Origin of the sequence: Mycobacterium sp. 1245852.3 (assembly GCF_001669335.1) — a bacterium.
Lineage (GTDB): Bacteria > Actinomycetota > Actinomycetes > Mycobacteriales > Mycobacteriaceae > Mycobacterium > Mycobacterium europaeum_A.
On sequence record NZ_LZLL01000078.1, the window covers coordinates 1 to 7112 of the forward strand.

Here is a 7112-nt window from a genome sequence, read left to right on the forward strand (position 1 = left end):
CGACGAGGCCGGCCCGGACATCTTCAAGAAGGTCAAGGACGGCGCCAAGATCCGCCTGCACGAGGGTGGGGTGTACGCCGGCGACCGCCGGCTGGTCCGCGGCACCGAGCGCACCGACCACGACATCGCCGACCTGATGCGCGAGGCCAAGAGCGGACTGTCCGCGCACCTGGAGGCCTTCGCTGGCAACACCATCGAGTTCATCAAGAGCGAGAGCCCGCTGCTGATCGACGGCATCGGCATCCCGGACGTCGACGTCGACCTGCGCCGCCGGCACGTGGTGATCGTCGCCGACGAGCCCAGCGCCGAGGAGGACCTGCGCTCGCTCAAGCCGTTCATCAAGGAGTATCAGCCGGCGCTGATCGGCGTCGGCAGCGGCGCGGACGTCCTGCGCAAGGCGGGCTACCGCCCGCAGGTGATCGTCGGCGACCCCGACCAGATCAGCACCGACGCACTCAAGTGCGGGGCCCAGGTCGTGTTGCCCGCCGACGCCGACGGGCACGCGCCCGGGCTGGAGCGCATCCAGGACCTCGGCGTCGGGGCGATGACGTTCCCCGCCGCGGGCTCGGCGATCGACCTGGCGCTGCTGCTGGCCGACCACCACGGCGCCGCGCTGCTGGTGACGGCCGGCCACACCGCGAACATCGAGACGTTCTTCGACCGCACCCGCGCGCACAGCAACCCGTCGACCTTCCTGACCCGGCTGCGGGTGGGGGAGAAGGTGGTGGACGCCAAGGCCGTGGCCACCCTGTACCGCAACCACATCTCGGCGGGCGCCATCGCGCTGCTGGCGCTGACCATGCTGATCGCCGTCATCGTCGCCCTGTGGGTGTCGCGCACCGACGGCGTGGTGCTGCACTGGGTCACCGACTACTGGAACCACGTGTGCGCGATGGTGCAGAGGTGGGTCACCTAGATGATCTCCTTGCGTCAACACGCCCTGTCGCTGGCCGCGGTCTTCCTGGCGCTGGCGGTGGGCGTGGTGCTGGGCTCCGGCTTCCTGTCGGACACCTTGCTGTCCAGCCTGCGCGACGAGAAGCGGGACCTGACCACCCAGATCAGCGGGCTCAACGACCAGAAGAATGTACTGAACGAAAAGCTCAGCGCGGCAAACAATTTCGACACCCAACTGGCCGGTCGGATGGTGCACGACGCGTTGGGCGGCAAGTCGGTGGTGGTGTTCCGCACCCCCGACGCCAAGGACGACGACGTGGCGGCGGTGTCGAAGTTCATCGGTCAGGCCGGCGGGACGGTGACCGGAACGGTGTCGCTGACCGATGAGTTCGTCGAGGCCAACTCCGCGGAGAAGCTGCAGACGGTGGTGAACTCTTCGGTGCTGCCCGCGGGCCAACAGCTGAGCACCAAGCTGGTCGACCAGGGTTCGCAGGCGGGCGATTTGATGGGCATCGCGCTGCTGGCCAACGCCAACCCGGCGGTGCCCGCCGTGGACGATGTCCAGCGCAACACCGTGCTGGCGGCGCTGCGCGACACCGGCTTCATCACCTATCAGGCCACCGACCACATGGGCGCGGCGAACGCCGCGCTGGTCGTCACGGGCGGCTCGCTACCCCAGGACGCCGGCAACAAGGGCGTCAGCGTGGCCCGGTTCTCGGCCGCACTGGCCCCGCACGGCTCGGGCACCCTGCTGGCCGGGCGCGACGGGTCGGCGACCGGCGGCGCCGCCGTCGCGGTGACGCGCGCGGACGCCGGGATGAACTCGACCATCAGCACCGTCGACGACGTCGACGCCGCGCCCGGTCGCATCACCGCGGTCCTGGGCCTGCACGACCTGCTGAACGGCGGTCACGCCGGGCAGTACGGCACGGGCCACGGGGCGACGTCGATCACGGTGCCTCAGTAGCGGGCGTGTTAGCCGCGGCACAGCGCGGTGGATGTTAGGGTGGGTTTCCGTGGGTCGGCAGGCCCATCTAGTTATTCGCTAGACAATTTTGACGCCCTGCCCGTCTTCACGGAGGTCGCCTGTGCGAAAGCATCCGCAATCCGCCACCAAGCACCTCTTCGTCAGCGGGGGCGTCGCTTCCTCGTTGGGTAAGGGGTTGACCGCCAGCAGCCTTGGCCAGCTGCTGACGGCCCGCGGGTTGTACGTGACGATGCAAAAGCTCGATCCGTACCTCAACGTCGACCCCGGCACCATGAACCCGTTCCAGCACGGCGAGGTCTTCGTCACCGAGGACGGCGCCGAAACCGACCTTGACGTCGGGCATTACGAGCGGTTCCTGGATCGCGACCTGTCCGGTTCGGCGAATGTCACTACCGGGCAGGTGTATTCGACGGTCATCGCCAAGGAGCGCCGCGGCGAATACCTCGGCGACACCGTCCAGGTGATTCCGCACATCACCGACGAGATCAAAGGGCGCATCATGTCGATGGCCCAGCCCGACGCCCAGGGCAACCGGCCCGACGTGGTGATCACCGAGATCGGCGGCACCGTGGGCGACATCGAGTCGCAGCCCTTCCTGGAGGCCGCGCGGCAGGTGCGTCACGATGTCGGCCGGGAGAACGTCTTCTTCCTGCACGTCTCGTTGGTGCCCTACCTGGCCCCCTCGGGTGAACTCAAGACCAAGCCCACCCAGCACTCGGTGGCCGCGTTGCGCAGCATCGGTATCACCCCGGACGCGCTGATCCTGCGTTGCGACCGTCCCGTCCCGGAGGCGCTGAAGAACAAGATCGCGCTGATGTGCGACGTCGACATCGACGGCGTCATCTCCACGCCGGACGCGCCGTCGATCTATGACATTCCGAAGGTGCTGCACCGCGAGGAACTCGACGCCTACGTGGTGCGCCGGCTGAGCCTGCCGTTCCGCGACGTCGACTGGACCGAATGGGACGACCTGCTGCGCAGGGTGCACGAGCCGCACGAGACTGTGCGAATCGCGTTGGTGGGCAAGTACGTTGACCTGTCCGACGCCTACCTCTCGGTGACCGAGGCGCTGCGCGCGGGCGGGTTCTCCCACCACGCCAAGGTGGAGATGGTGTGGGTGCCCTCCGACGACTGCGAGAGCGCGGCCGACGCCGCGTCGGCGCTGGGCGACGTGCACGGCGTGCTGATCCCCGGCGGCTTCGGCATCCGTGGCATCGAGGGCAAGATCGGCGCCATTCGATACGCACGGTCGCGCGGGCTGCCGGTGCTGGGGCTGTGCCTGGGCCTGCAATGCATCGTGATCGAGGCGGCCCGATCGGCCGGTCTGGCCGAGGCGAACTCGGCCGAATTCGACCCCGAGACACCCGATCCCGTCATTTCGACGATGGCCGACCAGGTCGACATCGTCGCCGGCGAGGCCGACCTGGGCGGCACCATGCGGCTGGGTGCCTACCCGGCGGTACTGGAGCCGGAATCCATTGTGGCCCAGGCTTATGGCGCCACGGAGGTGTCCGAGCGGCACCGGCACCGCTACGAGGTCAACAACGCCTACCGCGACAAGATCGCCGAGAGTGGCCTGAAGTTCTCCGGCACCTCTCCGGACGGCCATCTGGTGGAGTTCGTCGAATACCCGCCGGACGTGCACCCGTTCATCGTCGGCACCCAGGCGCACCCGGAGCTCAAGAGCCGGCCCACGCGGCCGCACCCGCTGTTCGTGGCCTTCGTCGGCGCGGCCATCGACTACAAGGCGGGCGAGCTGCTGCCGGTGGAGATCCCGGAGCAGTCGTCGAACGGCATCCAGCACCGGGACAGCGCCGCGCGGCCGATACCTGAGCCCGCGACCCGTGGCTGAACACGAATTCTCCACGGCGTCATCCGAAACGCTGTACACCGGAAAGATTTTCGCGCTGCGCAGCGACCGGGTGCGGATGCCCGGTGACACCATCGCGGTGCGTGAAGTCGTCGAGCACTACGGGGCGGTCGCCATCGCGGCGCTGAACGCCGAGAACCACATCGCCATGGTCTACCAATACCGGCATGCCTTCGGGCGGCGGCTGTGGGAGCTGCCCGCCGGGCTGCTGGACGTCGCGGGTGAGGAGCCGCAGCACACGGCCGCCCGGGAACTGCAGGAGGAGGCCGGCCTGCGGGCGGACACCTGGCAGGTGCTGGCCGATCTGAACTCCGCCCCCGGATTCAGCGACGAATCGGTGCGGATCTACCTGGCCACCGGGCTGAGCGAGGTGGATCGGCCCGAGGCGCATCACGAGGAAGCCGACATGACGCTGCGCTGGTTTCCCATTGCCGAGGCGGCGCGGCTGGTGTTCAGCGGCGAGGTGGTGAATTCCATTGCCATTGCCGGGATTCTGGCCGCGCACGCGGTCACCGAGGGATTTGCGCAGCCGCGTCCGGTGGACAGTGAGTGGATCGACAGGCCGACGGCGTTCGCCGCGCGCAAGGCCGCACAATGACCACGGTGGCGCTGGACACCCAGTTACAGGGCTACCTTGACCATCTCACGATCGAGCGCGGCGTCGCCGCCAACACCTTGAGCTCGTACAGCCGCGACCTGCGCCGCTACACAAAACACCTGTCGGACCGGGGGATTCACGACCTGGCCAAGGTGGGCGAGAACGACGTCAGCGAATTCCTGGTGGCGCTGCGCCGCGGCGATCCCGACACCGGGGCCGCCGCGCTGTCCGCGGTGTCGGCGGCGCGAGCGCTGATCGCGGTGCGCGGGCTGCACCGGTTCGCCGCCGCCGAAGGGCTCGCCGAACTCGACGTGGCGCGCGCGGTCCGCCCGCCCACCCCGGGGCGCCGGTTGCCCAAAAGCCTGACGATAGACCAGGTTCTGGCGCTGCTGGAGGCCGCCGGCGGCGAGAGCCCGGCCGACGGCCCGCTGACTTTGCGGAACCGGGCGCTGCTGGAACTGCTCTACTCCACCGGCGCACGGATCTCCGAGGCCGTCGGCCTCGATGTCGACGACGTCGACACCCACGCCCGCTCGGTGTTGTTGCGCGGCAAGGGCGGCAAGCAGCGGCTGGTGCCGATCGGGCGTCCGGCGGTCGCCGCGCTGGATGCCTATCTGGTGCGGGGCCGTTCGGAGCTGGCGCGTCGTGGGCGCGGAACGCCGGGCATCTTTCTCAACGTGCGCGGCGGGCGGTTGTCGCGGCAGAGCGCGTGGCAGGTGCTGCAGGACGCGGCCGCGCGCGCCGGGATCACCTCCGGGGTGTCGCCGCACATGCTGCGGCATTCCTTCGCCACCCACCTGCTCGAGGGCGGCGCCGACGTGCGCGTCGTGCAGGAGCTGCTGGGCCATGCCTCGGTGACGACGACGCAGATCTACACCATGGTCACGGTGCACGCGCTGCGCGAGGTGTGGGCCGAAGCCCACCCCCGGGCCCAATAGCGTTGTCGCACCGGGCCGCTCAGCCGAGATACTCGGACTCGAGCACCAGGTCGGACAGCAGGGTCTGATATTCGAGGTGCGCCTTGTGCTCGACGGTGTTGAACCGCTGGCCTTGTTGTTGGCGCATGTACTCCCGGTACTTCGGTGCGCCCGGCACCCGGACGTTGTCGGCGACCACGATCGACCCCGGATGCAACCAGCCCCGGTCCAGGATGCTCCTCAGGTCGTCCAGGTAGGCGTCCTTGTCGTGGTCCAGGAACACGAAATCCAAGGTGCCAGAAGTAAATCCATGCTCGTTGGCCAGCGCGTCGAGGGTGCGCCCACCGTCGCCGATGGTGCCGACCACACACGTCACCCGGTCGGCGACCCCAGCGTGGGCCCAGATCTGTCGGGCGTTGGCCGCGTTGGCCTCGGCGAGCTCGACGGAGAACACCTTGGCCTTCGGGGCGGCCCGGGCGATGCGTAGGGCGCCGTAGCCGACGTAGGTGCCCAGTTCGAGCGCGAGCGCGGGATCGGCGCGGCGCACCGCGGCGTCGAGCAGCTGCCCTTTCTCGTCGCCGACGTTGATCAGCAGTGACTTGTCGTAGGCGAACTTGTCGATGGTGGCCAGCACGTCGTCGATGTCGCCGGCCCGGGCGTTGCGCAGCACGTACTCGACGGCGGCCGCCTCGCGCCCGTCACCGATCTGGCCCGTGGTGGTGATGTTGCGATTCCCGGCGGCCATGCGCCAGACCGACCACCGCAGCAGAGGTATCCGTCGCTTCAGGTTCATAGCCGCCACCATAGGCCGGTGGCGGTGTCGGCCGGCCGGCCTCGCGGCCGCCGGCGGTGACTATCGGTCATCCGCGACAGCGCTAGCGCCGGTGCTAGCGCGTTTCGACGTCGCATCACCCCCCGGAAATTGGTGCTCCTGTGACTGAAGTGAATAGGCTGTCGGGATGTGCGTTCTACCACCGATTTTTGCCCATATTGGCTGGTTAATTGCCTGCGGGTCGCCGGGTTTCGCGCGCCGAACCCGTTAGACTTTCCGACGATGTTCACCTCCCGAACACCCCCGCCATGACCGAGCAGCCGGACAACGGCGTCGAGCTCGGCCTGACCGGGCGGCCGCCGCGGGCGATCCCGGAGCCACAGCCGCGCACCTCGCACGGCCCGGCCAAAGTCGTCGCCATGTGCAACCAGAAGGGCGGCGTCGGGAAGACCACGTCCACCATCAATCTGGGCGCCGCGCTGGCCGAATACGGCCGCCGGGTGCTGCTGGTGGACATGGATCCGCAGGGCGCGCTGTCCGCGGGCCTGGGCGTCCCGCACTACGAGCTGGACAAGACCATCCACAACGTCCTGGTCGAGCCGCGGGTGTCCATCGACGACGTGCTGCTGCAGACCCGGGTCAAGCACATGGATCTGGTGCCCAGCAACATCGACCTGTCGGCCGCCGAGATCCAGCTGGTCAACGAGGTGGGTCGCGAGCAGACCCTGGGCCGCGCGCTGCACCCGGTGCTGGACCGCTACGACTACGTGCTGATCGACTGCCAGCCGTCGCTGGGCCTGCTCACCGTCAACGGGCTGGCCTGCGCGGACGGCGTGGTGATCCCCACCGAGTGCGAGTACTTCTCGCTGCGGGGCCTGGCGCTGCTGACCGACACCGTCGACAAGGTCCGCGACCGGCTCAACCCGAAGCTCGAGATCAGCGGGATCCTGCTCACCCGGTACGACCCGCGGACGGTCAACTCCCGCGAGGTGATGGCCCGCGTGGTGGAGCGGTTCGGTGACCTGGTGTTCGACACCGTCATCACCCGGACCGTGCGATTCCCGGAGACCAGC

The 7112-nt window shown here is 68.8% G+C and carries 7 protein-coding genes; 6 read left to right on the top strand and 1 reads right to left on the bottom strand.

What is annotated here, in order from left to right; all coding sequences use genetic code 11:
* From steA to xerD, 5 genes are all read left to right on the top strand, one after another.
* Positions 1–916, top strand: a 916-nt coding sequence (gene steA, locus A9W96_RS03505) for a putative cytokinetic ring protein SteA (RefSeq protein WP_067137944.1), incomplete at its 5' end; no start/stop codon positions are given.
* On the top strand, positions 917–1861 hold the full coding sequence (locus A9W96_RS03510) for a copper transporter (RefSeq protein ID WP_067137945.1): 945 nt from the start codon (positions 917–919) through the stop codon (positions 1859–1861).
* A gap of 121 nt (positions 1862–1982) precedes the next feature.
* The gene (locus tag A9W96_RS03515; RefSeq protein ID WP_066878304.1) at positions 1983–3734 is read left to right on the top strand and encodes a CTP synthase; all 1752 of its coding nucleotides are present in this window, start codon (positions 1983–1985) and stop codon (positions 3732–3734) included.
* A complete protein-coding gene (locus A9W96_RS03520) occupies positions 3727–4350 on the top strand; it encodes an NUDIX hydrolase (RefSeq protein ID WP_067021870.1) in 624 nt (207 codons plus the stop codon). Before A9W96_RS03515 ends, A9W96_RS03520 begins: the two co-directional genes overlap by 8 nt.
* Positions 4347–5288, top strand: a complete 942-nt coding sequence (gene xerD / locus A9W96_RS03525) for a site-specific tyrosine recombinase XerD (RefSeq protein WP_067137948.1) — start codon at positions 4347–4349, stop codon at positions 5286–5288. Before A9W96_RS03520 ends, xerD begins: the two co-directional genes overlap by 4 nt.
* A 19-nt stretch (positions 5289–5307) precedes the next feature.
* Here xerD and A9W96_RS03530 read toward each other — a convergent pair whose 3' ends face one another.
* Positions 5308–6060 carry an O-methyltransferase gene (locus A9W96_RS03530; protein WP_067137950.1) on the bottom strand — a complete coding sequence of 251 codons (753 nt, stop codon included), beginning with the start codon at positions 6058–6060 and terminating at the stop codon, positions 5308–5310.
* A 287-nt stretch (positions 6061–6347) separates the two neighbouring features.
* Here A9W96_RS03530 and A9W96_RS03535 point away from each other — a divergent pair.
* Positions 6348–7112 (top strand): ParA family protein (locus A9W96_RS03535; RefSeq protein ID WP_067137952.1); only part of this gene is annotated, 765 nt, incomplete at its 3' end.

What these genes read in the sequence shown, in the direction of transcription:
- A9W96_RS03510 (WP_067137945.1), top strand. Translation starts at nt 917, where the DNA reads ATGATCTCCTTGCGTCAACACGCCCTGTCGCTGGCCGCGGTCTTCCTG.
- xerD (WP_067137948.1), top strand. Translation starts at nt 4,347, where the DNA reads ATGACCACGGTGGCGCTGGACACCCAGTTACAGGGCTACCTTGACCAT.
- A9W96_RS03530 (WP_067137950.1), bottom strand. Translation starts at nt 6,060, where the DNA reads ATGAACCTGAAGCGACGGATACCTCTGCTGCGGTGGTCGGTCTGGCGC.